Annotated in this window: 24 protein-coding genes; 12 read left to right on the top strand and 12 right to left on the bottom strand. The window is 71.2% G+C overall.

The genetic code is table 11. The features are described from left to right. The first annotated feature begins 133 nt into the window (after positions 1-133). The 5 genes from SD460_RS01510 to SD460_RS01490 all read left to right on the top strand — a co-directional run bounded on the left by SD460_RS01510 (position 134) and on the right by SD460_RS01490 (position 6,984). Positions 134-1,969: a methylmalonyl-CoA mutase family protein gene (locus tag SD460_RS01510; protein WP_318305844.1), complete on the top strand. Its 1,836-nt coding sequence runs from the start codon at positions 134-136 to the stop codon at positions 1,967-1,969. Then, complete coding sequence (scpA, locus tag SD460_RS01505; protein WP_290053534.1) at positions 1,966-4,134, top strand: methylmalonyl-CoA mutase; 2,169 nt, start codon at positions 1,966-1,968, stop codon at positions 4,132-4,134. Before SD460_RS01510 ends, scpA begins: the two co-directional genes overlap by 4 nt. Positions 4,135-4,137: 3 nt before the next feature. Further along, positions 4,138-5,133, top strand: a complete 996-nt coding sequence (gene meaB, locus SD460_RS01500; protein ID WP_290053531.1) for a methylmalonyl Co-A mutase-associated GTPase MeaB — start codon at positions 4,138-4,140, stop codon at positions 5,131-5,133. 49 nt (positions 5,134-5,182) lie between these two features. Next, positions 5,183-5,485: a hypothetical protein gene (locus tag SD460_RS01495; protein WP_290053529.1), complete on the top strand. Its 303-nt coding sequence runs from the start codon at positions 5,183-5,185 to the stop codon at positions 5,483-5,485. Between the two features lie 197 nt (positions 5,486-5,682). Further along, the gene (locus SD460_RS01490; protein WP_318305843.1) at positions 5,683-6,984 is read left to right on the top strand and encodes an amidohydrolase; all 1,302 of its coding nucleotides are present in this window, start codon (positions 5,683-5,685) and stop codon (positions 6,982-6,984) included. A 298-nt stretch (positions 6,985-7,282) separates the two neighbouring features. On the opposite strand, the gene SD460_RS01485 is transcribed toward SD460_RS01490, so the two are convergent. Further along, entirely contained in the window at positions 7,283-7,735 is a 453-nt protein-coding gene (locus tag SD460_RS01485) for a gamma-glutamylcyclotransferase family protein (protein WP_318305842.1), read from the bottom strand. A 128-nt stretch (positions 7,736-7,863) separates the two neighbouring features. Here SD460_RS01485 and SD460_RS01480 point away from each other — a divergent pair, with 128 nt between their 5' ends. From SD460_RS01480 to SD460_RS01460, 5 genes are all read left to right on the top strand, one after another. Then, the gene (locus tag SD460_RS01480) at positions 7,864-9,264 is read left to right on the top strand and encodes an NAD(P)H-quinone dehydrogenase (protein WP_290053522.1); all 1,401 of its coding nucleotides are present in this window, start codon (positions 7,864-7,866) and stop codon (positions 9,262-9,264) included. A 72-nt stretch (positions 9,265-9,336) separates the two neighbouring features. Then, entirely contained in the window at positions 9,337-9,786 is a 450-nt protein-coding gene (locus tag SD460_RS01475) for a hypothetical protein (RefSeq protein ID WP_290053541.1), read from the top strand. Between the two features lie 139 nt (positions 9,787-9,925). Next, positions 9,926-10,477: a hypothetical protein gene (locus SD460_RS01470; protein WP_290053519.1), complete on the top strand. Its 552-nt coding sequence runs from the start codon at positions 9,926-9,928 to the stop codon at positions 10,475-10,477. Positions 10,478-10,560: 83 nt separating this feature from the next. Continuing rightward, positions 10,561-11,208 (top strand): class F sortase, encoded by a 648-nt coding sequence (locus SD460_RS01465; RefSeq protein WP_290053517.1) that lies wholly within the window; start codon positions 10,561-10,563, stop codon positions 11,206-11,208. A gap of 86 nt (positions 11,209-11,294) precedes the next feature. Further along, complete coding sequence (locus SD460_RS01460; protein ID WP_318305841.1) at positions 11,295-12,098, top strand: VOC family protein; 804 nt, start codon at positions 11,295-11,297, stop codon at positions 12,096-12,098. A 57-nt stretch (positions 12,099-12,155) separates the two neighbouring features. Here SD460_RS01460 and glpK read toward each other — a convergent pair whose 3' ends face one another. Together glpK and SD460_RS01450 are read right to left on the bottom strand one after the other, a co-directional pair. Beyond that, on the bottom strand, positions 12,156-13,670 hold the full coding sequence (gene glpK, locus SD460_RS01455; protein WP_290053514.1) for a glycerol kinase GlpK: 1,515 nt from the start codon (positions 13,668-13,670) through the stop codon (positions 12,156-12,158). Positions 13,671-13,701: 31 nt separating this feature from the next. After that, positions 13,702-14,451, bottom strand: a complete 750-nt coding sequence (locus tag SD460_RS01450) for an MIP/aquaporin family protein (RefSeq protein ID WP_290053511.1) — start codon at positions 14,449-14,451, stop codon at positions 13,702-13,704. A 247-nt stretch (positions 14,452-14,698) separates the two neighbouring features. Here SD460_RS01450 and SD460_RS01445 point away from each other — a divergent pair, with 247 nt between their 5' ends. Further along, positions 14,699-16,432, top strand: coding sequence for a glycerol-3-phosphate dehydrogenase/oxidase (locus tag SD460_RS01445; RefSeq protein ID WP_290053508.1), 1,734 nt, complete (start codon positions 14,699-14,701; stop codon positions 16,430-16,432). Positions 16,433-16,783: 351 nt separating this feature from the next. Here SD460_RS01445 and SD460_RS01440 read toward each other — a convergent pair whose 3' ends face one another. The 8 genes from SD460_RS01440 to SD460_RS01405 all read right to left on the bottom strand — a co-directional run bounded on the left by SD460_RS01440 (position 16,784) and on the right by SD460_RS01405 (position 22,975). Further along, complete coding sequence (locus SD460_RS01440) at positions 16,784-17,029, bottom strand: hypothetical protein (RefSeq protein ID WP_290053506.1); 246 nt, start codon at positions 17,027-17,029, stop codon at positions 16,784-16,786. After that, the gene (locus tag SD460_RS01435; protein ID WP_290053503.1) at positions 17,026-17,556 is read right to left on the bottom strand and encodes a GNAT family N-acetyltransferase; all 531 of its coding nucleotides are present in this window, start codon (positions 17,554-17,556) and stop codon (positions 17,026-17,028) included. Before SD460_RS01435 ends, SD460_RS01440 begins: the two co-directional genes overlap by 4 nt. A gap of 59 nt (positions 17,557-17,615) precedes the next feature. Next, positions 17,616-18,629, bottom strand: a complete 1,014-nt coding sequence (locus SD460_RS01430; protein WP_318305840.1) for a hypothetical protein — start codon at positions 18,627-18,629, stop codon at positions 17,616-17,618. A gap of 81 nt (positions 18,630-18,710) precedes the next feature. Continuing rightward, positions 18,711-19,730 (bottom strand): hypothetical protein, encoded by a 1,020-nt coding sequence (locus SD460_RS01425; protein WP_290053500.1) that lies wholly within the window; start codon positions 19,728-19,730, stop codon positions 18,711-18,713. A gap of 73 nt (positions 19,731-19,803) precedes the next feature. Beyond that, positions 19,804-20,181: a DUF1707 SHOCT-like domain-containing protein gene (locus tag SD460_RS01420; RefSeq protein ID WP_290053498.1), complete on the bottom strand. Its 378-nt coding sequence runs from the start codon at positions 20,179-20,181 to the stop codon at positions 19,804-19,806. Between the two features lie 17 nt (positions 20,182-20,198). Then, positions 20,199-20,741, bottom strand: coding sequence for a DUF1707 SHOCT-like domain-containing protein (locus SD460_RS01415; protein ID WP_290053496.1), 543 nt, complete (start codon positions 20,739-20,741; stop codon positions 20,199-20,201). 58 nt (positions 20,742-20,799) lie between these two features. Further along, the gene (locus SD460_RS01410) at positions 20,800-22,593 is read right to left on the bottom strand and encodes an acetyl/propionyl/methylcrotonyl-CoA carboxylase subunit alpha (protein WP_290053493.1); all 1,794 of its coding nucleotides are present in this window, start codon (positions 22,591-22,593) and stop codon (positions 20,800-20,802) included. Between the two features lie 106 nt (positions 22,594-22,699). Further along, complete coding sequence (locus SD460_RS01405) at positions 22,700-22,975, bottom strand: SAV_915 family protein (RefSeq protein WP_086673790.1); 276 nt, start codon at positions 22,973-22,975, stop codon at positions 22,700-22,702. Between the two features lie 129 nt (positions 22,976-23,104). Between SD460_RS01405 and SD460_RS01400 the strand changes: the two genes are divergently transcribed. Continuing rightward, complete coding sequence (locus tag SD460_RS01400; protein WP_290053488.1) at positions 23,105-23,839, top strand: hypothetical protein; 735 nt, start codon at positions 23,105-23,107, stop codon at positions 23,837-23,839. A 34-nt stretch (positions 23,840-23,873) separates the two neighbouring features. On the opposite strand, the gene SD460_RS01395 is transcribed toward SD460_RS01400, so the two are convergent. Further along, on the bottom strand, positions 23,874-25,226 hold the full coding sequence (locus SD460_RS01395) for a dicarboxylate/amino acid:cation symporter (protein WP_290053486.1): 1,353 nt from the start codon (positions 25,224-25,226) through the stop codon (positions 23,874-23,876). Between the last annotated feature and the right edge of the window lie 11 nt (positions 25,227-25,237).

Genomic DNA, 25,237 nt, shown 5'->3' with positions numbered 1-25,237 from the left:
TCTCTTCGCTGGAGGGGGGCACGCGCCAATTGTGTCGTACCCGCGCGACCGGCCCCTAACCTGCCCGGGCCGTCCCCCTAGCGCGACCAGACTCACAGGGCGAGCGCGGCGAGTGCCTCTACCATCACTGGGTATGACTGAAGTGGCCGGTCCGGAGTCAGTGCCGATCTCCGAACTCGCGCTGGCGGCCGAGTTCCCCCAGGCGACGCGCGAGCAGTGGCAGGAGCTCGTGGCGGGCGTACTGCGCAAAAGCGGCAAGCTGCCCGAGGACTTCGCGGGTGCTCCGGAGAGCAAGCTCGTCACGCGGACCTATGACGGCATCGAGATCCAGCCGCTGTACACGGCCGAGGACGTCCCCGACGACATCGGCTTCCCGGGCTTGCCGCCCTACGTGCGCGGCGCGCGGCCGGAAGGCCAGGTCAGCACCGGCTGGGACGTCCGCGCCCGGTTCACCGGCGACGACGGCCGCGCGGTCAACCAAGCGATCCTGGCCGATCTCGAGGGCGGCGTGACGTCGATCTGGCTGTCGGTGCCCGCCGAGGCGCTGGCCGACGCGCTCAACGAGGTCTACCTCGACCTCGCGCCGGTCGTCCTGGACGCCGGCGCCGGCTTCGAAGCGGCCGCGGACGCGCTGTTCGAGCTCTTCGCCGAGCGCGAGATCCCGGCGAGCGAGGCCACCGCCGTGCTGGGCGCGGACCCGATCGGGCTGGCGGCCCGCTCCGGCGCGCCCGCCGACCTCGGCCCGGCGGCCGCGCTGGCCGCGCGTGTCGCCGCGAAGTACCCGAAGGTGCGCACGATCGTCGCCGACGGCCTGCCGTTCCACGAAGCGGGCGGCTCGGACGCCCAGGAGCTGGGCGCGCTGGTCGCCGCCGGCGTCTCCTACCTGCGCGCGCTCACCGAATCGGGTCTCGACGCCGAAGCCGCGGCCGGCCAGCTCGAGTTCCGGCTCGCCGCCACCGCCGACCAGTTCTCCACCATCGCCAAGCTGCGCGCGGCCCGCCGCCTGTGGGCCCGCGTCGCCGAGGTGTGCGGCTTCTCCTCGCCGATGCGCCAGCACGCCGTGACGTCGCCGTCGATGCTGACCCAGCGCGACCCGTGGGTGAACATGCTCCGCACGACCGTCGCCTGCTTCGGTGCCGGGGTGGGCGGCGCGGACGCGGTCACCGTGCTGCCGTTCGACGCCGCGATCGGCAAGCCCGACGCGTTCTCCGCGCGGATCGCCCGCAACACCCACGCCGTGCTGCTGGAGGAGTCCAAGCTGGCCGGCGTGGTCGACCCGGCGGGCGGCTCCTGGTACGTCGAGAAGCTCACCGACGACCTCGCGCACGCGGCCTGGGCCGAGTTCACCGCCATCGAAGGCGCGGGCGGCCTGGTCGAGGAGCTCGCGTCCGGCGCTTTGGCCGCGCGGCTGGCCGAGACGTGGGAGAAGCGGTCGAAGCGGATCGCCACCCGCCGCGACCCGCTCACCGGCGTCAGCGAGTTCCCGAACCTGGCCGAGAAGCCGGTCACCCGGGAGCCGGCCGCGTCCACTGTGGAAGGCGGGCTGCCGCGGCACCGGTACGCCGAAGGCTTCGAAGCCTTGCGGGACGCTTCGGATGCGTACCTCGCTTCGCACGGCGAGCGGCCCAAGATCTTCCTCGCCACGCTGGGCCCGGTCGCCGCGCACACCGCGCGGGCCGGGTTCGCCGCCAACCTGTTCCAGGCCGGCGGGATCGAAGCCGTCAACCCGGGCGCGACCGACGACCTGCCGGGCGCGTTCCGGGCGAGCGGAGCCACGGTCGTCTGCCTCTGCGGCACCGACGACGCCTACGCCGAGCAGGCCGCCGAAGTGGCCGGGTCCCTCGGCGCCGATCACGTACTACTGGCGGGCAAGGGTTCGTACGACGGCGTGGACGGGAACGTCTTCGCCGGCTGCGACGCCCTCGACGTCCTCAACGGCCTGCACGCCAAGCTGGGAGTCACCCGATGAGCATCCCGAACTTCGCCGGTCTCGACCTCGGCACGCCGTCGCCGGGCGACCGCGACGCCTGGGCTCGCGCGGTGCAGGAAGCGACGGGCAAGGGCCCGGACGCGCTGGACTGGGAGACGCCGGAAGGCATCGGCGTCAAGCCGGTCTACACCGCCGCCGATCTGTCCGATGTGGACTTCCTGGGCACGTACCCGGGTGTCGCGCCGTTCCTGCGCGGGCCGTACCCGACGATGTACGTGAACCAGCCGTGGACCATCCGCCAGTACGCCGGGTTCTCCACCGCCGAGGAGTCCAACGCCTTCTACCGGCGCAACCTCGCCGCCGGGCAGAAAGGGCTTTCGGTCGCGTTCGACCTGGCCACCCACCGCGGCTACGACTCCGACCACCCGCGCGTCTCCGGCGACGTCGGCATGGCGGGCGTCGCGATCGACTCCATCTACGACATGCGCCAGCTCTTCGACGGCATCCCGCTCGACAAGATGTCGGTGTCGATGACGATGAACGGCGCGGTGCTGCCGGTGCTGGCGTTGTACGTCGTCGCGGCCGAGGAGCAGGGGGTGAAGCCGGAGCAGCTCGCGGGGACCATCCAGAACGACATCCTCAAGGAGTTCATGGTCCGCAACACCTACATCTACCCGCCGCAGCCGTCGATGCGGATCATCTCCGACATCTTCTCCTTCACGTCGCAGCACATGCCGAAGTACAACTCGATCTCCATCTCCGGCTACCACATGCAGGAAGCCGGGGCGACCGCCGATCTGGAGCTGGCCTACACGCTGGCCGACGGCGTCGAGTACATCCGTTCCGGCGTCGACGCCGGGCTGGGTGTGGACAAGTTCGCGCCGCGGCTGTCGTTCTTCTGGGCCATCGGCATGAACTTCTTCATGGAGGTCGCGAAGCTGCGCGCGGCGCGGCTGCTGTGGGCGAAGCTGGTGAAGGGCTTCGACCCCAAGTCGCAGAAGTCGCTCTCGCTGCGCACGCACTCCCAGACGTCGGGCTGGTCGCTGACCGCGCAGGACGTCTACAACAACGTCGTGCGCACGTGCGTCGAGGCGATGGCGGCGACCCAGGGGCACACGCAGTCGCTGCACACCAACGCCCTCGACGAGGCCCTGGCCCTGCCGACCGACTTCTCCGCGCGGATCGCGCGCAACACGCAGCTGCTGCTGCAGCAGGAATCCGGCACCACGCGGGTGATCGACCCGTGGGGCGGCAGCGCCTTCGTCGAGAAGCTGACCTACGACCTCGCGCGCAAGGCGTGGGGCCACATCAGCGAGGTCGAGCAGGCCGGCGGCATGGCCAAGGCGATCGACGCGGGCATCCCCAAGCTGCGCATCGAAGAAGCCGCCGCGCGCACCCAGGCACGCATCGACTCCGGGCGGCAGCCGGTGATCGGCGTCAACAAGTACCAGGTCACCGGGGACGAGGACATCGAAGTCCTGAAGGTGGACAACGCGGGCGTCCGGACGCAGCAGCTGGAGAAGCTGCGGCGGCTGCGCTCCGAAAGGGACGGCCTGGCGACCGAAGACGCCCTGCGGCGGCTCACCGAAGGCGCCGGGAACGGCGGCAACCTGCTGGAGCTGGCCATCGGCGCGGCCCGCGCGAAGGCCACCGTCGGCGAGATCTCCGACGCCCTCGAGAAGCTCTGGGGTCGCCACTCCGGGCAGATCCGGACGATTTCGGGCGTCTACCGCGAAGAGGTGGGTAAGTCGCAGAACGTCGAGCAGGCCCGTGAGCTGGTCGAGAAGTTCGCCGAGGAGGAGGGCCGCCGTCCCCGCATCCTGGTCGCGAAGATGGGCCAGGACGGCCACGACCGCGGCCAGAAGGTGATCGCCACCGGCTTCGCCGACATCGGCTTCGACGTCGACGTCGGCCCGCTGTTCTCCACCCCGGCCGAGGTCGCCCGCCAGGCGATCGAGGCGGACGTGCACGTCGTCGGCGTCTCGTCGCTGGCCGCCGGGCACCTCTCGCTGGTGCCGGCGCTGCGCCACGAGCTCGCCGAGCTGGGCCGCGAGGACATCATGGTGGTCGTCGGCGGTGTCATCCCGCCCCAGGACTACCCGGCGCTGCGCGAAGCCGGCGCGGCCGCGATCTTCGGCCCCGGCACGGTGCTCGCGGACGCGGCCATCGACCTGCTCGGTCAGCTGACGGCGCAGGAGTCCTGACCCTTGCCGCGCAAGATCGACGTCACCGCCTACGCCAAGGGCGTGCTGGCGGGCGACCGCGGGACGCTGTCCAAGGCGATCACGCTGGTCGAGTCGCAGCGGGAGGACCACCGGGCACAGGCCCAGGAACTGCTGGTCGAGCTGCTGCCGTCGTCGGGCGGCGCGCGACGCATCGGCATCACGGGCGTCCCCGGTGTCGGCAAGTCGACATTCATCGATCAGCTGGGCACCGACCTGACCGCGGCCGGGCATCGCGTCGCCGTCCTGGCGGTCGACCCGTCGTCGACGCGTACCGGCGGCTCGATCCTCGGCGACAAGACCCGGATGGCGCGCCTGGCGGTCGACGAACGGGCGTTCATCCGGCCGTCGCCGACGTCCGGGACGCTCGGCGGCGTCGCACGGGCGACGCGCGAGACGATCGTGCTGATGGAGGCCGCCGGCTACGACACCGTGCTGGTCGAGACGGTCGGCGTCGGGCAGTCCGAGGTGACCGTGGCGAACATGGTCGACTGCTTCCTGTTCCTGACGCTCGCGCGCACCGGTGACCAGCTCCAGGGCATCAAGAAGGGCGTGCTGGAGCTCGCCGACGTCATCGCGGTCAACAAGGCCGACGGCGACCACGAACGCGACGCCAAGCGCGCGGCCCGCGAGCTCTCGGGCGCGCTGCGGATGATCTACGGGCCCGAGGCGGCGTGGACCCCGCCGGTGCTCACCTGCAGCGGCCTGCACAACCTGCGCCTGGACGAGGTCTGGGGCGCGATCGAGCAGCACCGCGACACGCTTTCGGCGTCCGGTGAGCTCGAAGCCCGCCGCCGCCGGCAGCAGGTCGACTGGACGTGGGCGATGGTGCGCGAGCAGTTGCTCAGTCGCCTGGCGGCGCATCCGGACGTGCGAACGGTCGTTCCCGACGTCGAACGGGCGGTGCGCGCCGGTGAGCTGACGGCTACCCTCGGTGCACAGCGGATCCTCGACGCGTTCAGTCCACCTCGTGGCGGCTGACGCGCGGGCGTTCCGCGGGGAGAATGCCTGGTCGTGGCGAAGGGATGACATGGCGAAACTGCGGGGTCTGGTCCTGGTCGGCGTGCTCGGCGCGGTGCTGTTCACCGCTTCGCCCGCGCTGGCCGAGCCGGTGCGGCCGGCGACGGTTTCGGTGACCACGGGTTACGCGGCGGTCGCGCCGGTCCAGGCGCAGACCCAGCCGCCCGGCCCGGTGCTGGACCCGGCCCAGACCGACAAGGCGAACACCCAGAAGACCAAGAACAAGCTGATCGCGGGCCTGATCGCGGTCGTTCTGCTCGGCATCGTCATCTACGGCAGGCGGATCCGTTCGAAGAAGGCGAAGAAGTCCTGAAGCGTTCGGCTTTGCCGAACTACTGCACACCGTTCAACGCAGATCCGCTACCGGCCAACTAGGACGGCCGTTTTCGAGGCGCGGCTTGCCGCATGCATGGTGCACGATCGTCTGCAAATGCGTACAACAGATCGATCGGCACGATGCGTGACCCCAGCCGCTGCGCGGGTTACCCGTGTTGCGGGAGGAGGTGCGGCGTGACGGTGTTGGATTCACGGCCGGACGTTCCAGGCGACCCCCATGGGCGCATGATGACCCCTATGGAGGGGCCTGAGGCGCTCATTTCCGAAGCCGGCGTAAGCATGGCTCCCGTGGAAGACCTTGGCGCGGGCCGCGGCCCGTTCTGGCTCGACGACTGGCTGCGCGCCAACGCGACCGACGTGCTGGCCTGGCGCCGGCACATCCACGCGCACCCGGAGCTTTCACGGCACGAGTTCGCGACCACGGAGCTGGTCGTCACGCTGCTGCGCACCGTCGGGCTCAAGCCGTGGGTGCTGCCCGGCGGCACCGGCGTCGTCTGCGACATCGGCAGCGGCGAGCGGTGCGTGGCGCTGCGCGCGGACATGGACGCGCTGCCGCTCACCGAGGACACCGGGCTGCCCTACGCCTCGACGTCGGAGGGCGCGGCCCACATGTGCGGCCACGACGCCCACACGGCGATCCTGCTCGGCGCGGCCCGCGCGCTGGCCGGCGCGCCGGAGCTGCCCGGCCGCGTCCGGCTGATCTTCCAGCCCGCCGAGGAGGTCATGCCCGGCGGCGCGCTGGACATGATCGCGGCCGGCGCGCTCGACGGCGTCGAGCGGATCTACGGCCTGCACGTCGACCCGCGGCTCGAAGTGGGCTCGGTCGGCATGCGCGTGGGCGCGCTGACGTCCGCGGCGGACCTGATCGAGCTGCGCCTGACGTCGCCGGGCGGCCACACGTCCCGGCCGCACCTGACGGCCGACCTGGTCCACGCGCTGGGCACGGTGATCACGTCGCTGCCCGCGGTGCTCTCGCGCCGGGTCGACCCGCGCTCCGGCACCGTCCTGGTGTGGGGCGCGGTCCACGCGGGCCAGGCGGCCAACGCGGTGCCCCAGGACGGCGTCCTGCGCGGCACGCTCCGCACCGCCGACCACGAGGTCTGGACGTCGCTGGAGCCGCTGGTGGCGTCCTCTGTGGAGTCCCTGCTGGCCCCGACCGGCGTCGGCTTCTCGCTGGACTACCGCCGCGGCGTCCCGCCGGTGGTCTCGGACGCGGACTCGACCGCGCTGATGCGCGCGGGCGTCGAAGCGGCCCTCGGCGAGGGCGCGGTGGCCGGCACCGAGCAGTCCTCCGGCGGGGAAGACTTCGGCTGGTACCTGGAGCACGTCCCGGGCGGGTTCGCCCGCTTGGGTGTCTGGCCCGGGCCGCCGGCCCCGCAGTCGGACATCCACCGCCCGACGTTCGTCCTCGACGAGCGAGCCCTGCTCTGCGGGGTCCGCACGCTGGTCCACACCGCATTGACGACGCTCGCCTGACCGCGGGTTGTCCACAGCTCCACCGAGTTGTCCACAGGCCGTGAATCGGCCCTTCCCTCGATCGGGGGAAGGGCCGTTTTGCGTGCCCGCGGACCGGCGGGCACACTGGTCGACGGCCCGCCGCGCGAGCGCTGCCGGCCTGCTTTTTGCGTTGTGCCGCAAGGAGTTTCACGTTCGCCCGGACCCGGGGCGTCGCCGGCTTGCACATGCGGGCCGGCGCGCGTGACGGGGTGCCCGGCGAGTCTCGCGCGGGCTCGTGGTAGCGCTCAGGCCACCGAGTTGTCCACAGGGTGTGGAGTCAGCCGCTGATGCCCGAACAGGGGCGGGTCCGCAGGTCGTCGACGTAGTCCGACGGCGCCCCGGCCGCCTCCGCGGCATCGGCCAGCACACCCAGGTACCGCGCCGACGGCAGCCCGCCCTCGTACGCGTCCAGGACGTACAGCCAGGCCAGCACCGAGCCGTCCATGCTCTGCACCCGGAGCCGGATCTTCGAGTGCATCCCGAGCTCCCCGCCTTCCCAGCGGTCCAGCCCGTCCTCGTCCAGCGGCGTCACGTCGTAGAGGACGACGAAGACCCGGGATCCCGGGTCTTCGACGATCGTGGCCAGGGCACCTTCCCAGCCGAGGTCCTCGCCGCCGAAGGTCAGGCGCCACCCCTCCAGCCAGCCGCTGCCGGCCATCGGAGAGTGCGGCGCGCGCTCCAGCATCTGGGCGGGCTCCATGTTCGATCCGTAAGCGGCATACAACGGCACGCCGACAGCGTAGCGACCTCTGCCCGGCCAGAGTGGACGCACTCGCCGTGTTCGCCCACTTCAGTGTCCGGACACCTGCGCCGCGTACGGTGAGACCACCGCACACGAGCACATCGAGGAGGACCCAGGTGACCAGGATCGTGATCATGGGCGGGGGCCCGGCCGGCTACGAAGCCGCGCTCGTCGCCGCCCAGCACGGCGCCGACGTCACGATCGTCGAACGGGACGGCCTGGGCGGCGCCTGCGTGCTCTACGACTGCGTTCCGTCGAAGACGTTCATCGCGAGCTCCGGCGCGCTGGCGAAGATGCACGACCTCAGCGAGCTCGGCATCAACACCGACCTGGCCGACACCAGCATCGACCTCCCGACCGTGCACGGCCGGGTGAAGGGCCTCGCGCTCGCCCAGTCCGCCGACATCCGCGCCCGCGTGCAGCGCGAAGGCGTCCGCGTCCTCATCGGCGAAGCCCGCTTCTGCGACGAGGAGACCGGCCTCGCCACCCACAAGGTCGCCGTGACGACCAAGGATGGCACCGAGGCCCTGCCGGCCGACGTCGTCCTGATCGCGACCGGCGCCACGCCGCGCGTCCTGCCGGGCGCGGTGCCGGACGGCGAGCGCATCCTCGACTGGCGCCAGCTCTACGAGCTCCGGGAGCTGCCGGAGCACCTCGCCGTGATCGGCTCCGGCGTCACCGGCGCCGAGTTCGCGTCCGCCTACACCGAGATGGGCGTCAAGGTCACCGTCGTCTCCAGCCGCGACCGCGTCCTCCCGCACGAGGATGCCGACGCCGCCGCGGTGCTCGAGGAGGTCTTCTCCCAGCGCGGCACGACCGTGGCGAAGCAGGCGCGCGCCGACCGCGTCGAGCGCACCGACAAGGGCGTCGAGATCCACCTCGCCGACGGGCGCGTGATCGAGGCCAGCCACGCGCTGATGACCGTCGGGTCGGTCCCCAACACCCAGGACATCGGCCTCGACAAGGTCGGCATCGCGCCCGGCCCCGGCGGGTTCATCACCGTCGACCGCGTTTCGCGCACCTCCGTGCCCGGCATCTACGCCGCCGGCGACTGCACCGGCGTGCTCATGCTGGCCTCGGTGGCGAGCATGCAGGGCCGCATCGCGATGTGGCACGCGCTGGGCGAGGGTGTCGCGCCGATCAAGCTCAAGACCGTCGCCGCCAACGTGTTCACCCACCCGGAGATCGCCACCGTCGGCATCAGCCAGCAGGCGATCGACTCCGGCGAGGTGCCGGCGCGCACGATCATGCTGCCGCTGGCCACCAACGCGCGCGCGAAGATGGAGGGCCTCCGCCGGGGCTTCGTGAAGCTGTTCTGCCGCCCGGCCACCGGCGTGGTCGTCGGCGGCGTCGTCGTGGCGCCGCAGGCGAGCGAGCTCATCCTGCCCATTGCGCTCGCCGTCCAGAACCAGCTCACCGTGGACCACCTGGCGCTGACGTTCTCGGTGTACCCGTCGCTGTCGGGCTCGATCACCGAGGCCGGGCGCCAGCTCATGCGCCACGACGATCTCGACTGAGTTCGCAGGCAACCCGTCGCGCCCCGTCGCGTCTTGTCGGTGGTAAGGCTGAAGGACGCGAAGGGTGCGATGGTGCGCAAGACGGTGGTTTTCGTTGCGGCAGCGGTGATCGGGGCGACGGCGCTGGCGGCGCCCGCGACAGCGCAGAGCAGCAGTCCCGCGGCGCCCGCGCCGGCCGGCAGCGTCCAGCTCAACGTCAACACCGCGATCAACCAGTCGCTCGTGGACAAGTACGTCCGCGACGCGCCGAACGTGGCGCTGGCCAAGTGCGAAGGCGCTTCGCCGAAGTTCTCCTCGCCGGCACTGGACTTCGCGAACTACACCCCGGGCCCGTTCATGGGCGCGGACGCGAACATCAGCGCGGACGCCACGCTCAAGCCCGGCACGGCCGCGGGGGAGTACCCGCTGACCGTCACCTGCGGCGGCCAGACGTACACCACGAAGTTCACCGTGCCGGCCGCCCAGGTCGCGAAGGTTCCGTCCGGCGCCGCGAAAGCGGGCGACGGCAGCATGGCCGGCTGATTCTTCTTTTTCGGAAACCGCCCCGGAGTCGCTCCGGGGCGGTTTTTTCATGTCTGTTTCGTGACCTTCGGGCGCAACCAACCGCAGGTGGGGACGTCTTTGGAAGTGAGGACGCTTTCATTCCACAGGGGAGAAAAGAATGAAGAAGACTGCCGTTGTCACGGGTTTCGCCGTCGCATTCCTCGTCGTCGCACCCGGCGCCGCGCTCGCGACGACACCCACCACCACGACCCCGTCCGCCTCGCCCACCTCGACGGTGCCGGTGGACCCGGAGGGCCCGTTCTCCCGGATCACCCGGCTGCTGACCGTGTCCCCGGCCGCCGCGCAGCCGGGCGCACGCGTGAAGCTGGACTTCGCCTGCCAGACCCGCGAGCCCGCGGAGAAGGTCACCGTCCGCTCGGCGGCGCTCGTCTTCGGCAAGGGCCTGTGGGACACCGGCACGGTCAAGGACGTCAAGCCCGGAAAGTACACCGTGACGCTGCACTGCGGCCCGGAGACGTCGGCCGCGATCCTGGAAGTCCTGCCGGTGAAGAAGCAGGTCGTGAAGGTGCCCGCGGGCGCACCGCAGACGGGCGGCACGGACGCCCCGCCCGACGGCTCCGGAGCCCCACTCGCGGCGGCGGCCGCGATGGGCGCGCTCGCACTGGGCGGCAGCGGCCTGGTGCTCGCCCGGCGGGCCCGGCGGCGCTGATCCGCGCCGGGGTACCGTCGGGACTCAACCGAAGAGACCACCCGGACGTGTGAACGGCAGGCGCGAAAGTCACGGGGGAGAACATGTCGACGAGGAGCACCAGCCGACGGGGCTACCTGATCGCCCTCGTCCTCGCGTTGCTGGCCGCGCTGGTGGTCGTGGCGCTGGTGTTCGGGGGCCGGTCCGAGCCCCCGGCCGCCCAACCACCGCCCGCGCGGCCCGTTGCCGTTCAGCCCGAACCCGCGGCCGGGAGCCAGGACGCCGTCGCGGCCCTGCCCAAGTCCGAGCCGGTTTCGCTCGACATCCCGAAGATCGGCGCGCACTCGTCGCTGGTGCCGCTCGGGCTCAACCCCGACAACACCGTCGAGGTGCCGCCGGTGACGACGCCGCTGCAGGCGGGCTGGTACACCTACGCGCCGACGCCGGGCGAGACCGGCCCGGCCGTCGTGCTCGGGCACGTCGACGGCAACCACCAGAAGGGGATCTTCTTCCGGCTCAAGGAGCTCGCCGCGGGCGATCGCGTGTCGATCGCCCGCAAGGACGGCACCACGGCGACGTTCGAGGTGACGAAGGTGCACCAGGTGCCGAAGAAGGACTTCGAGGGCGAAGGCGTCTACGACGACACACCCGGCCCCGAGCTGCGCCTGATCACCTGCGGCGGCGTCTTCGACCGGACCGCGCGCAACTACGTCGACAACATCGTCGTCTACGCGAAGCTCGTCGGGCACTGAGTCCTTCGGCCCTGGTTTTGTCGGTGGTGGGTGCCAGACTGTGTCGGCCGTCACCCCGGCGGCGTTCACGAGGGTTGGGAGTCGACATGGTGTTCCGGGACGAGCGGTGGCCCGACGGCACGCCCAGTTGGGTGGACCTGATGGTGCCGGACCAGGCGAAAGCGGTGGCCTTCTACAGCGGCCTGTTCGGCTGGGACGTGCGCACGGGCGGTGAGGAGACCGGCTTCTACGGCATGGCGGAGCTGCGCGGGCGCCCGGTCGCCGGCATCGGGCAGACGCCGCCGGGCCAGGAGATGCCCGCGTTGTGGACGACCTACCTTTCGGTGTCCGATGTGGACAAGACGGTCGCGGCGATCACCGAAGCCGGTGGCCAGGTCCTGATGCCGGTCATGGACGTCATGAAGGAGGGCCGGATGGCCGTCGCGGCCGATCCGGCGGGCGCGGTCTTCGGCCTCTGGGAGGCCGGGAACCACATCGGCACCCAGGTCACGGCGGCCCCGGGCACACTGGCCTGGAACGAGTGCATGAGCCGCGACTACCCGGCGGCCAAGGCGTTCTACGAGCAGGTCTTCGGCTTCGGCTTCGAGGACCTGTCGAACGACGACTTCACGTACGCGGTCCTGCTGGTCGACGGCCGCCCGGTCGGCGGGCTCGGCGCGCTGCCCGCGTCGGTCCCGGCGGCGGTCCCGTCGAACTGGTCCACGTACTTCTCGGTGGCGGACGCCGACGCGAGCGCCGCGAAGGTCGCGGAACTCGGCGGCCAGGTGCTGGACCAGCCGTTCGACTCGCCGTACGGCCGGCAGGTGCGGGTCCAGGACGACCAGGGGGTGCCGTTCCTGGTGATCGCGCCGAACGAGCAGTCGGGCAAGCCGGAGGGCTGGGAGGAGTGACGAAGGGTCCTTTCCCGGCAGGTGGTGCCAGGAAAGGACCCTTCAGCGCGGCGGGGTTCAGTCCTCGTCGGACACCCAGTCGAAGGTCTTCGTCACCGCCTTCTTCCAGTTGCGGTACTCGCGGTCGCGGCGGGCGTCGTCCATCGATGGCTCCCACTGCTTGTCCTGCGCCCAGTTGGTCCGGATGTCGTCTTCGGACTTCCAGAACCCGACCGCCAGCCCGGCGGCGTAGGCGGCGCCCAGCGCGGTGGTCTCGTTGACCACCGGGCGGATCACCGGCACACCGAGGATGTCGGCCTGGAACTGCATGAGCAGCTCGTTGACGACCATCCCGCCGTCCACCTTGAGGGAGGTGAGCGAAACACCCGAGTCGGCGTTCATCGCCTCGAGCACCTCGCGCGTCTGGAAGGCGGTCGCTTCCAGCACCGCGCGGGCCAGGTGACCCTTGTTGACGAACCGGGTGAGCCCGACGATCGCGCCGCGGGCGTCGGAGCGCCAGTAAGGAGCGAACAGGCCCGAGAACGCCGGGACGAAGTACGCGCCGCCGTTGTCCTCGACGCTGCTCGCGTGCTCCTCGATCTCGGCCGCGGTGCTGATCATGCCGAGGTTGTCGCGCAGCCACTGCACCAGCGAACCGGTGACGGCGATGGAGCCTTCCAGCGCGTAGACCGTGTCGTTCGAGCCGATCTTGTAGCAGATCGTGGTGAGCAGCCCGTTCTGCGACATCACCTTTTCGGTGCCGGTGTTGAGCAGCATGAAGTTGCCGGTGCCGTAGGTGTTCTTGGCCTCGCCCGGTGAAAGGCAGGCCTGGCCGAACGTCGCGGCCTGCTGGTCGCCCAGGATGCCCGCGATCGGGACGCCCGCGAGCGCGCCCTTCTCGCGGACCTTGCCGTACTCCTCGGACGAGGAGCGGATTTCCGGCAGCATCGAAAGGGGGATGCCCATCTCGCCGGCGATCTCGGCGTCCCACTGCAGGGTGTCGAGGTCCATCAGCATGGTGCGCGACGCGTTCGTGGGGTCGGTGACGTGGACCCCGCCGTCGGCGCCGCCGGTCATGTTCCACAGCACCCAGGTGTCCATGTTGCCGAAGATCAGGTCACCGGCTTCGGCCTTCTCGCGCGCACCTTCGACGTTGTCGAGGATCCACTTGATCTTCGGCCCGGAGAAGTACGTCGCGAGCGGGAGGCCGACCTTCTCGCGGTAGCGCTCCTGGCCGCCGCCGAGGTTGCCGAGCTCGGTGACGATCCGGTCGGTGCGCGTGTCCTGCCAGACGATCGCGTTGTACACCGGCTTGCCGGTCTTCTTGTCCCAGACGAGCGCGGTCTCGCGCTGGTTGGTGATGCCGACGGCGGCGATGTCCTTCGCGGTCAGGTCGGCCTTGGCCAGCGCGCCCGCGACGACCCGGCGGGTGTTCTCCCAGATCTCCTCGGCGTTGTGCTCGACCCAGCCCGCCTTCGGGAAGATCTGCTCGTGCTCGCGCTGGTCGACCGAGACCACGCGGCCTTCGTGGTTGAAGATCATGCACCGGGTCGACGTCGTGCCCTGGTCGATCGCGGCTACGTACGAAGTCATCTGCGCTCCAGGAATTCGAAGGGAGAGGCGATCAGGTCAGGTTGTGCACGGCGAGGTAGAGCAGCGCGGCCAGCGCGCCACCGACGAGCGGGCCGACGACCGGGATCCACGAGTAGCCCCAGTTGGCGTTGGCCTTGTTCTTGATCGGCAGCAGGAACGCGTAGGCGATGCGCGGGCCGAGGTCGCGGGCCGGGTTGATGGCGTAGCCCGTCGGCCCGCCGAGCGACGTGCCGATCACGAGGACGACGAACGAGACGCCCGCGTAGCCCAGCGCGGAGTTGCCGAAGTTCGGCGTGCCGCCGTCGCCGGCGGCGAAGACGGGGCTGAGCAGGATCCACGCGACCAGCACGAACGTGCCGATGATCTCGGTGACGAGGTTCCACGCCGTGTTCGGGATCTGCGGTGCGGTGGAGAAGATGCCGAGCGTGTTCTCCGGCTCCGGGTGGTCGTCGAACTGCAGCTTGTAGGCGGCCCAGCAGAGCACGGCGCCGAGGATGGCGCCGACCATCTGGCCGAGGAAGTAGAGCGGGACGTCGGCCCACGGGGTCTTGCCCGAAATGGCCAGGCCCAGCGTCACCGCCGGGTTGAGGTGCGCCCCGCTGGGCGCGGCGATGCTGGCGCCGGTGAAGACGGCGAACGCCCAGCCGAAGTTGATGAACAGGAACCCGGCGTTGTGCCCGTTGTTCTTGCGGAGCACGTGGTTCGCGACCACACCGTTGCCGAGCAGGATCAGCGCGGCCGTTCCCAGTAGTTCCCAGACGATTATTGCCCCAGCACTCACCGCTGCACCTCCACACTGGACACTCTGCGCAGGGTCGATCACGGCGTGCCACGGCCCCGTTGCCGACCCACGTCGAGGGGACGTTACCGGGGCGTAGAAGCGGATTCCAGGCACCGGGTAGCCGAATCTTTTCAAGATCGTGCACAAGATCACCGACGGTTACGCCACACGTGTCGTCCGCGAACGGGCGGGGGATCACCGGGTCGTGCGATGCTGGAAGCCTCGCCGGCACGAGGAGGAATGTCACGTGGCGCAGCACGCAGCGGAGACGAACCCGGCTCGACTGGGCCCGGTCAAGCGGGAAGAGACGTGGCAGCGCCTCGGCAAGGAGACGTTCGACCTGGTCGTCATCGGCGGCGGCGTGGTCGGCGCGGGTACGGCGCTCGACGCGGCCACGCGCGGGCTGCGCGTCGCCCTCGTCGAAGCGCGAGATCTCGCCTCGGGGACATCGAGCCGATCGAGCAAGCTGTTCCACGGCGGCCTGCGGTACCTGGAGCAGCTCGAATTCGGCCTGGTGCGCGAAGCGCTCCGCGAGCGCGAGCTGATGCTGACGACGATCGCGCCCCACCTCGTGAAGCCGGTGAGCTTCCTCTACCCGCTGACGCACCGCGTGTGGGAACGCCCGTACACCGCGGCCGGCCTGCTGATGTACGACACGATGGGCGGCGCCCGCAGCGTCCCGGGCCAGAAGCACCTGACCCGCGCGGGCGCGCTGAGAATGGTGCCCGCGCTCAAGCGCTCCGCCCTGATCGGCGGGATCCGCTACTACGACGCCCAATCGGACGACGCCCGCCACACCATGACGGTCGCCAGGACGGCGGCGCACTACGGCGCGGTCGTGCGGACGTCGACGCAGGTCGTCGGGTTCCTGCGTGAGGCCGACCGGGTGTCCGGCGTACGCGTCCGAGACGTCGAAGACGGCCGGGAAACGGAGATTTCGGCGGCCGCGGTGATCAACTGCACCGGCGTCTGGACCGACGAGCTGCAGCGCCTCTCCGGTGGCCGCGGGCGGTTCCGCGTGCGCGCCAGCAAGGGCGTGCACATCGTCGTGCCGCGCGACCGGATCGTCTCGGAGTCGGGGATGATCCTGCGCACCGAGAAGTCGGTGCTGTTCGTGATCCCGTGGCGGAATCACTGGATCGTGGGAACCACGGACACCGACTGGAACCTCGACCTCGCGCACCCGGCGGCGACGAAGCACGACATCGACTACCTCCTCGAGCACGTCAACAGCGTCCTGGCGACCCCGTTGACGCACGACGACATCGAAGGCGTGTACGCGGGCCTGCGCCCGTTGCTGGCGGGGGAGAGCGAAGAGACGTCGAAGCTCTCGCGCGAGCACGCGGTGGCGCGGGTGGCCCCGGGCCTGGTGGCGATCGCGGGCGGCAAGTACACGACGTACCGGGTGATGGCGGCGGACGCGGTCGACGCGGCCGCGGTGGACCTGCCGGGCCGTTCGCAGCCGTCGATCACGGACAAGGTCCCGCTGATCGGCGCGGACGGCTACCACGCGCTGGTCAACCAGGCCGACCACGTGGCCGCCGAGCACGGCCTGCACCCGTACCGCGTACGGCACCTGCTGGACCGCTACGGCTCACTGGTCAACGAGGTCCTGGCGGCGGCGAACGGCCGCCCGGAACTGCTGAAGCCGATCGAGCACGCCCCGGATTACCTGGGCGTCGAGGTGGTGTACGCGGCTTCGCACGAAGGCGCGCTGCACCTCGAAGACGTCCTGGCCCGCCGGACACGAATTTCGATCGAGTACGCCCACCGCGGCGTGGACTGCGCGGAGCAGGTGGCATCGCTGGTCGGCGAGGTCCTCGGCTGGTCGCCCGAAACGGTGAAGCGCGAGATCGAGGTCTACAACGCCCGGGTCGAGGCAGAGCGCGAGTCCCAGTCCCAGCCGAGCGACGAAGCGGCGGACGCCCTGAGGTCGGCGGCCCCGGAGGCCCGCGCGGGCATCGTGGAGCCGGTGAGCTGAGCGCCGTTGTCCACAGCCCCCGCGGGTTGTGGACAACAGCGCCCGCCACCGCTTCGGCCGGCGGGCGCAGCAGCGCGACCCGGGTAGCGGGGGCGACTCGAGCAGCAGCCCTCGCCGTCCGGCCGCCTCGCCGGGAACCGCGAAAGCTTGATGAGCCTGCCGGGCGACACGGGATCGGCGCTGCGTTGACCGGGATCGCCGACGGCAGGCCCGCGGCCGTCGTCGAGCGCCGGCGAGTCCCCGACCGAGTCCGGCAACCGGTTGAGGGCCGCCGGCCGCCAACGAGGCGAGGTTGCCCATCGAGACCGGGCCGCCCCCCAGTGAGTGGCGGGATTCACGCTGTCGGCGACGTCAGTCCGCGCTGTCGAACTCTGCCTTCCGCCGGGCCGAGTACGCCGGCCAGTCGTTTCGGGCTGCGATCACGTCCTCGATCGTCAGCGTGCGCACCGCGCAGCCACTCAATGAGCACGCCCGAGGGGCGCTCGCGTCGATCAGCGAAATCCCGCCGATTTCGTCGTCGTCGACATACGTGCACAGCACCGGGTGGAACGAGCAATCCTCGTAGATCTCCCCGGGCCGGATGTCCGCCGGAGTCACGACGTCCGGTGCCAGCGGATCAGGCGTTCCCCCGTCGGCGCCCGCTCGTCCTCCGGGCCCAGCAGCGTGAACCCGCACCGCTCGGCGACGATCGCCGAAGCCGCGTTGCTCTCCTCGTACCGATAACTCACCTCGGTCAGCCCCAGGCCGCCGAAACCGAAGCGCAGGGCCGCGCTCAGCGCCGTCGTCGCTATCCCCTTGCCGCGCTCCGCCGGGTGGACCCAGATGGTCGCCTCCGCGTACGCCGCGTCCAGGTTCAGCTCGCGCAGGCCCACCTCGCCGAGCAGGCGGCCGGACGTCGGCTCGGCGATCGCCCACGAACAGCGCTCGTCGCCCGCCCACTGGGCCGCGCGCAGCGTGACGTACTCGGTGGCCTCGTCCAGGGTGCGCAGGCGGTAGTTCAGCACGTACTTGCGGTGCGTCGGGTCGGCGAACGCCTCCATCAGCAGCGGGCGGTCGTCCAGGTGCCGGTCGGCGCGCAGCTGGCGCAGGTAGTAGGTGCCCGCGTTGATCTCCACCGGTTCCACTCCGCCCAGCCTAGCCAGGCCGGGAGCGCGCCGCTCCCGGCCTGGTGATCAAGGCGTGTTCACGGGGTCAGGTGCCACACCACCGGCACCCCGCCCGCGTCCACCGAGCCGTTCGTCGCGAAGCCGGCCAGGGAACCGTCGTCCGCGGCGAGCCTCGCCTGGAACTGCGTGTACGTGCCCGGGCGCTGGACCTCGCCCGGGACCGTCCCGCGCCACGCCGTCGCGTTGCCGGGCCACGCCGAGCTCGACGGGTTCGGGAGCAGGCCCGCCGTCAAGCCCACCTGGTTGACGCTGATCGCCGAAGCGCCGCCCTCCAGCCCGGTCGTCGAGTCCGGAGTGGACCAGCGGGCCGCCTGCTCGACGCCGCCCCAGGACCGCTTGCCGACGACGACCCCGTTGCGGATCGCCAGCGCCTCGGCCCACGCCGCCGGGCTCGGGGACAGCTGCCGGATCACGCCGTTCTTCCACAGCGCCGACGTCGCCCCCGAGTCGAACAGGATCGTGCCGTCGTCGTCGAGGTCCCGGGCGTAGTACGTGTCGTTGCCCGAGGGGATGATCGTCGGCGCGGACCCGTCGGCCGGCCACAGGACCGTCGCCGCGTACGGGCCGGTGCGGTTGGCGCGCGCGAGCACGTCGCCGCGGGCGTTGACCGCGACGGCGTACAGGTTCTCCCAGGTCGGCGGGTTCTCCTTGACGTGGAACCCGGTCGAGTCCAGGACGAACACGCGGTTCGCCTTCGTCTCGTAGTCGTAGGCGGTGCCCACCACGACCCCGGACGCGTTTTCGTCGACCGCGTCCGCGCGCTCGTACCCGCCCGGCAGCCCGCGCACCACGGGCTGCCCGCTCCGCCAGCTCACCACCTGCTGGACGCTGTTCACCGTGAACGTGCCCGTGTACTCGCCCTTCCCGTTCGACCCGGTCAGGAACCCGCTGCCGCCGCCGGACGGCAGCGGCAGCACGGTGGGCCGCCACGGGATGCGGATCGCCAGCGCGCCGGCGGGCTGCGCCAGCGCCACCACCGAAACCGCGGCGACGACGGGCGCGGCGAACCGCGCCCAGGACTTGCTCTTCATCGAATCTCCGTTCCCCCGACCTGCACTGGGGACAACGCGGCGAACGGCGCTCGCGTTATCCGGCGAACGGAGCAATTTCGATCAAGGGGTCAGGCGCCAGACCACCGGCACGCCGTACGAGTCGCTCGCGCTGTTCGCCGCGAAGCCCGCCAGGGAGCCGTCGTCCGCCGCCACCCGGGCCTCGAACTTCGAGTAGCCGCTCGGTGCGCGGACCTCGCCCGGCGTCGTCGTGCGCCACACGATCGCGTTGCCGACGATGACCGGCCCCGACGGGTTCGGCACCAGCCCGGCCGTCAGGCCTGCCTTGTTGACGCTCAGCGCGCGCCCACCGCCCGGCAGCGCGGCCCACGAGCTCGTCGCGGAGGACCAGCGCACCGCCTGCTCGACGCCGCCCCGGATCGCCGTCCCGACCACGACGCCGTTGCGGATCGCGTAGCCCCAGGCCTGCAGGGACGGTTCCGGCGAAAGGTAGCGGAGAATGCCGTCCTTCCACAGCGCCGAGCGGTTGCCGGAGTCGAACAGGATCGTGCCGTCCTCGTCGATGTCGCGCGCGTAGTACGTGTCCGGCGTCTTCGGGATCAGCACCGGCGCGCTGCCGTCCGCGCGCCACAGCACCGCGGCCTCGGCGCCACCGCTGCCGAACTGCGTCGCCCGGCCGAGCAGGTCGCCGCGGGCGTTGATCGCGACGCCGTAGACGTAGTCGTAGCCCGCCGGGACGTCCCGCATGTGGAACCCGGTCGCGTCCAGCGTGAACGCCCGGCTGATGAAGGTGTCGTAGTCGTGCACCGTGCCGGCCACAACGCCGGCGGCGTTCTCGTCCGCGGCGAGCGCGGCTTCGTACCCGCTCGGCACGCCCCGCACCACCGGCTGCCCGTTCCGCCAGCTGACGACCGTCTGCACGCCGTTCACGTCGAACGTGCCGGTGTACTCGCCCTTCCCGTCCGATCCGGTCAGGACGCCGGTGCCCGCGCCGGACGGCAGCGGCAGGACCGTCGGCCGCCACGCGATGCGGATCGCGGCGTCCGCGGGCTGCGCCAGCGCCGCCACCGAAACCGCGGCGACGACGGGCACCACGACCCGCGCCCAGAACTTGCTCTTCATCGTCTCTCCCTTGTCCCCGACCTGCACCTGCTCCACGTCCGGTGCGGCGGTTCGGTTGCCGGGAGGAGGAAGATCAGCGCGGGCGACGAACCCGCGCGAGCGCCGCGACGACGAGCGGCAGCGCGACCGAGATGATCAGCAGCCTGCCGCGCGAGAGGATGAGCACCGCGATCGCCAGCACGATCGCGATCGGCACCGCGCTGCGCGTCAGGAACTGCGACAGCGCGGTCTCCCCGGCCGGGGCCGTCACCGGGGCGGAAGCACCGTTCAGCAACGCGCTCGGGCGCGGCGACGGCAGGTCGTCGAACAGCGGGACGAGCTCGCTGACCCGTTTGGCGGCGGTGACCTTCGCCGTCCGGGACCCGTACTCGTCGATGTCGAGGCGGCCGCTGCGGACGTGCTCTTCGAGGACGTCGAGGGCGTCCTGGCGCTCGGCGTCGCTCAACCGCATGTCGCCGACGGCCACGATCAGCGGCCCAGCTCGCGCCGGTAGGAGTCGCGCAGCTCGCGACGGCGCTCGCGGTCGCGCAGGTGGCGGTCGTGGCGGCGGCGGTGCTGCTCGTCGTGGTTCCAGCCGTGGCCCCACATCGCCTTGCCGAAGACGCCGACCCCGATCGGGAGGAAGATGATCGGCCACGCGAGCGTGCCGGTGGCGATCAGCGCGATCGCGGCGATCAGGGTCAGCGGGAAGATCGCGGCGACGAACCGCTGCGGCGGCGACCAGTTCTCCGGTCCACCCGACGGCCGCGGCGCCGGGGCGGCCGCCGCCGGTTCGGGCGCCGGTGCCACCGCGGCCTGCGGGACGTCGTCGTAGCGGGGGTGCGGGGCCGGCAGGTCCGTGAAGACCTCGCCGAGCTCGCCGCGCGTCTTCGCCGCGGTGATCCGCGCCGAACGCTCGCCGTACTCGTCGATGTCGATCCGCCCCGCGCTCATGTGCTCACCGAGCGCGGACAGCGCGGACTCGCGGTTCTGGTCGCTGATCCGCAGCTGCGGAGACGGGACTTCGGTCACGTAGTCGATGGTAGGCCGCCTCGGGGGCGGCCCACCACGACATCTGTAACGAACCGTCCTACTTCAGCTCGAGCAGTTGTGTGCCCTGCGTCACGGCGGCGCCGACCTCGACGGAAAGTCCGGTGACGGTGCCCGCTTTGTGTGCGGTGACCGGGTTCTCCATCTTCATCGCCTCGAGGACGACGATCAGCTCACCGGCTTCGACCGTCTGGCCCTCTTCGACGGCGACCTTGACGATGGTGCCCTGCATCGGCGCCGTGACGGCGTCGCCGCTGACCGCGGCCTTGGTGCCGCCGGCCCGCTTGCGCGGCTTCGCCTTGACGGCGGTGCCGCCCCCGCCGCCGCCTTCGAGCGCGAACCCGCCCGGCAGCGACACTTCCAGGCGCCGCCCGCCGACCTCGACCACGACGTTCTGCCGCGGCTCTTCTTCGGCGGTCTCGACGTCCGGCGCCACGAACGGCTCGATCCGGTTGTCGAACTCCGTCTCGATCCAGCGCGTGTGCACGCTGAAGCCGTTCTCGTCGCCGATGAACGCGGGGTCGTCGACGATCACGCGGTCGAACGGCAGCACGGTCGCCATGCCCTCGACGACCATCTCCGCCAGCGCGCGGCGGCTGCGTTCGAGGGCGTTGTTCCGGTCCGAGCCGGTGACGATCAGCTTCGCCAGCATCGAGTCGAACTGCCCGCCGATGACGCTGCCGGACTCGACGCCGGAGTCGACGCGGATGCCGGGGCCGCTCGGCGCGACGAACTTCGTCACCGTGCCCGGCGCGGGCAGGAAGCCGCGGCCGGCGTCCTCGCCGTTGATGCGGAACTCGATGGAGTGGCCGCGCGGCTCGGGGTCTTCGGTGATCCGCAGCTTTTCGCCGCGCGCGATGCGGAACATCTCGCGGACGAGGTCGAGGCCGGTGGTTTCCTCCGACACCGGGTGCTCGACCTGCAGGCGCGTGTTGACCTCCAGGAAGGAGATCGTGCCGTCGGTGGCGACGAGGTACTCGACCGTGCCGGCGCCGTAGTACCCGGCTTCCTTGCAGATCGCCTTGGCCGAGGAGTGGATGCGCGCGCGCTGGTCGTCGCTCAGGAACGGCGCGGGCGCCTCTTCGACGAGCTTCTGGTGCCGCCGCTGCAGCGAGCAGTCGCGGGTGCCGACGACGATCGCGTTGCCGTGCATGTCGGCCAGTACCTGGGCCTCGACGTGCCGCGGCTTGTCCAGGTAGCGCTCGACGAAGCACTCGCCGCGGCCGAACGCGGCGACCGCCTCGCGGGTGGCCGACTCGAACAGCTCGGGGATCTCTTCGCGGGTGCGCGCGACCTTGAGGCCGCGCCCGCCGCCGCCGAACGCGGCCTTGATGGCCACCGGCAGGCCGTGCTCGTCGGCGAACGCGACGATCTCGGCGGCGTCCTGCACCGGCTCCTTGGTGCCCGGCACCAGCGGCGCGCCCGCGCGCATCGCGATGTGGCGCGCGGTGACCTTGTCGCCGAGGTCGCGGATGGCCTGCGGGCCGGGCCCGATCCAGGTCAGCCCGGCGTCGATGACCGCCTGGGCGAAGTCCGCGTTCTCGGAGAGGAAGCCGTAGCCCGGGTGCACCGAGTCGGCGCCCGAGCGCTTGGCGGCGTCCAGGAGCTTTTCGATGTTGAGGTAGCTCTCCGCGGCGGTGGTCCCGCCGAGCGCGAAGGCTTCGTCCGCCAGCCGGACGTGCGGTGCGTCGCGATCCGGATCGGCGTACACCGCGACGCTGGCCAGACCGGCGTCCTTGGCCGCTCTGATCACGCGTACCGCGATCTCGCCCCGGTTGGCGACCAGGATCTTGGTCACCGGACCACCGGTGGATTCGCCGACCTGCTCGGCCACCCCGCACCTCCTGCGTCCCGACAGCTGCATTGCTGACCGCCCACGCGGTACCGGGGAGTCTACGGATATGACGTCGCGAGTCAGTTGAGTGAGAGGTGAACCACGCTCAGACGTGGTGGCGCAGCTCCTGGGGCAGCGGCGAGTCGAGCACGATCACGTCGTACGGGTTCGCGGCGTGCACCTTCGGCAGGTGCTCGGTGTTCACCAGCACCCACGGCTGGTGCTCGCCGCAGCAGTCGATCAGCCGGTCCAGCGCGGTGAACGCGACCAGCGCGGTGCGGCCGTCCGGCGTCCGGCGGAGTTCGATCGAGGCGCCTTCGGTCTCGGCGCTGGCCGGGCCGGTGGGGAGGTACAGGGCGGGGGGAAGGTTCGGGTTGGTCACGGGGACAACATAGACGGACACGCTGCGCGAGCCACGCCCTCACCGATCGGGTGCCCGGCCGGGGGATTTCAGCCACATCGGCCCGGGCGTTGCCCACACACCGTCGCGAACCGGCTTACGCTCTGTCTTATGCGGACTACGGCAGCGCGGACGCCCCGGTCGGCGCTGCTCACGGCGGTGCTGGCCGCGGTGGTGACGCTGGGCGCGATCGGCGCCGTGTTCGCGCTGCGCCCGCGCCCCGAGGTGCCCTCAGGCGCGGCCGAACCCGCGGCGGCGCCGGTAGCACCCGCGGTGACCTGCGGCGGCGGCCCCTGTCGCCAGCTCGCGGCGGTCACCGTCGGTGGCACGCCGGTGGTGCTGCTGACCGACACGTCCGGCGGATCGGCGCGGCTGCGCGTCGGGCCCGAGCCGGGCACGGTGTTCGAGCTGGCGATCGCCCAGCTGGGCGTGCGGCTGGACCAGAACTCGCTGCGCTGCGTCGACGGCGCCGCCCCGGCGTGCCTGGTCCGCGGCGACGTCGGCGACGACAGCGACGACGGCACGGCCGCGTACGGCGAACTGCTGGTCGGCAGCGGGGGAGTGTGGCGCGACCCGGGCAAGCCGTACTACGCGGACGCCGGGACGCTGTCGCTCTACGACGTCACGGCCGACGGCCGCGCGGACGTGATCGTGGTCCGCCACGACTGCGGTGGCGCGGCGTCCGGCACCCCGAAGTGCGAGGCGTCGCCGGTGCTGGGCGAGGTGTACGACCTGACGGGCAAGTCGGTCGGCTGCACCCGCCGCTACACCGCCCCCTCGGACCTGCGCGGCTGGCCGGACATCCGCCTCACCCGCGCCGACCTCCGCCCCTGCCCCACTTCCTGACCCAAACCCGTCACTTTCATGACGAAAGTTGCGCTCAGGCGGGGGCGGGTTCCGCGTGGCGGGCGGAAGTGCCGTCGTCGCTGTGGAGCGGGTTGTCCGTCGGGGCGTTGAGGACCTCTTCGTCGAGGAGGCCTTCGCCGCGCGCCACGATCACCGGGACGGCGATCTGGCCGGCGACGTTCGTGGCGGTCCGCATCATGTCCATGATCGGGTTGACCGAGTAGATCAGCGCCAGGCCGAGCGCCACCTGCTTGGCGTCGAGGCCGATGAACGACGTCGTCAGCGTGAACGCCGTCAGCCAGCCCGTGGTCCCGGCCGTCGCCAGCGCGCCGACCACGGCGACCACGACGATGCCCACGTACTGCCAGAAGTTCAGCGACACCCCCGCCAGGTTCGCGACGAAGATCGCCGCGATCGCCGGGAAGACCGCCGCGCAGCCGTCCATCTTGGTCGCGCTGCCGAGCGGGGTCGCGAAGGCCGCGTACGCCGGCTGGACGCCGAGGTTGACCGCGGACTGGCGGGTCAGCGGCAGCGTCGCGGCCGAGGACTGCGACGCGAACGCGAACTGGATCGCCGTGCCCGCCTTGGCGAAGAACTTCAGCGGGCTGACCTTCGCCACGAACTGCAGCAGGATCGGGTAGACGACGAAGAGCACGACCAGGCAGCCGACGTACACCGCGAGCGTGGTGGAGAACAGCGGCCGGAACAGCGCGTCACCGTAGTTGGAGACGGCCGCGCCGATCAGGCCGATGATGCCGATCGGGGCCAGCCGGACGATCCAGCCGAGGTAGCGCTGGATGATTTCGAAGACGCTCGTCGTGAAGTCCACGAACGGCTTGGCCTTGTCACCGAGGCTGTACGCGGCCGCGCCGATCACCAGCGCGAGGAAGAGCACCTGCAGCGTCTCGCCGTCGGCAAACGCTTTCACGAAGTTCTCCGGCAGCAGGCCGTCGATGAAGGCGCTCCACGAGCCCCAGTGGTCGACGCTGGCCGCGGCCTTGTCGGCGTTCTTGGCGGTCGCCTCGACGCCGCCGAGCCCGCCGGCACCGGGGTTGAAGAGCTTGCCGACCGCGATGCCGATCAGGGACGCGATGAACGACGTGATCGCGAACCACAGCACCGTCTTGCCGCCGAGGCGCGCGGCGGTGCGGCCGCCGCCGAGCCCGCGGAGGCTGTTGATGCCGACCACGATGGCCGTGAAGACCAGCGGGATCACCGCGATCTGCAGCAGCGTGGTGAAGATGGTGCCGATCTGGTCGAGGAGATCGGTCAGCCAGCCGGCCTCGGTCTGCCGTGCGACGACACCCAGCAGGGCGCCGACGACGAGCGAGCCGAGGACCGCGGCCGCGAACACCCGCGGTTTGGTGTATGTCCGTACGAAAGACACGGGGCGACTCC

The organism is Amycolatopsis solani, from assembly GCF_033441515.1.
In the GTDB taxonomy this organism is placed as follows: Bacteria; Actinomycetota; Actinomycetes; order Mycobacteriales; family Pseudonocardiaceae; genus Amycolatopsis; species Amycolatopsis solani.
Note: the sequence above shows the minus strand (reverse complement) of the source record. Positions and strands in the feature narration are given on the sequence as shown.